At 36.0% G+C, this 752-nt stretch carries 1 protein-coding gene; it reads right to left on the bottom strand.

Annotated features, from left to right (window positions below):
• Positions 1 to 216 precede the first annotated feature (216 nt).
• Positions 217 to 699 carry a YajQ family cyclic di-GMP-binding protein gene (locus tag CWB66_RS20290; RefSeq protein WP_024611901.1) on the bottom strand — a complete coding sequence of 161 codons (483 nt, stop codon included), beginning with the start codon at positions 697 to 699 and terminating at the stop codon, positions 217 to 219.
• Positions 700 to 752: the final 53 nt, after the last annotated feature.

Raw genomic sequence — 752 nt, 5'->3', positions numbered from 1 at the left:
ATGATCATTCTAGCGTATTAAATAACTCACTAACTACGTTAAAAACTATTTATATAGAACAACTATGTATCATAGTTTTAGCCTTGTTATTGCGCTATTTTCTTATCGCTATAATAGATCACTAATTTAATGCAATTGGTATAACAAAAAAGCCAAACACTGCTGTTTGGCTTTTAATTAACCCCCTAGCTGGTTAGCTAGATTTTTGGAGGTGTTTTAATCACGGAAATTTTTAAATTGGAAAGGCTGCCCTAAATCGGCGCTGCGCACAACCTGCATTGCTTCTTGAAGGTCGTCGCGTTTTTTACCTGTTACACGTACTTCTTCACCTTGAATGGCCGCTTGCACTTTAACTTTCGAGTCTTTAATGGCTTTTACAACTTTTTTAGCCATGTCTTTTTCGATGCCTTGCTTTAACCCGACATTACGAAAAACATTTTTGCCTGCACGACTAATATCTTGTAGCTCTAAACTTGATACGTCCATGCCACGCTTAGATATTTTGTTCGCCAAAATATCAAATAACTGCATAACCTGAGAGTCTGCTTCGGCTTTTAATTTAATTGTTTTATCGTTTAACTCTATAGATGCATCAACGCCTCTAAAGTCAAAGCGTGTTTCTAGTTCACGATTTGCGTTATCGACTGCGTTTTTAGCTTCGTTCATTTCTACTTCAGATACAATATCAAATGAAGGCATTGGTTTCTCCTAACTGCTAATACCAATTTATTAAAAACATGTTCATTCTAGCG

Origin of the sequence: Pseudoalteromonas sp. S558 (assembly GCF_005886635.1) — a bacterium.
Lineage (GTDB): Bacteria > Pseudomonadota > Gammaproteobacteria > Enterobacterales > Alteromonadaceae > Pseudoalteromonas > Pseudoalteromonas aliena.
This window is presented reverse-complemented; position numbering and strand designations above follow the sequence as displayed.

Coding starts and splice junctions, on each gene's coding strand:
- CWB66_RS20290 (WP_024611901.1), bottom strand. CDS start 699: ATGCCTTCATTTGATATTGTATCTGAAGTAGAAATGAACGAAGCTAAA.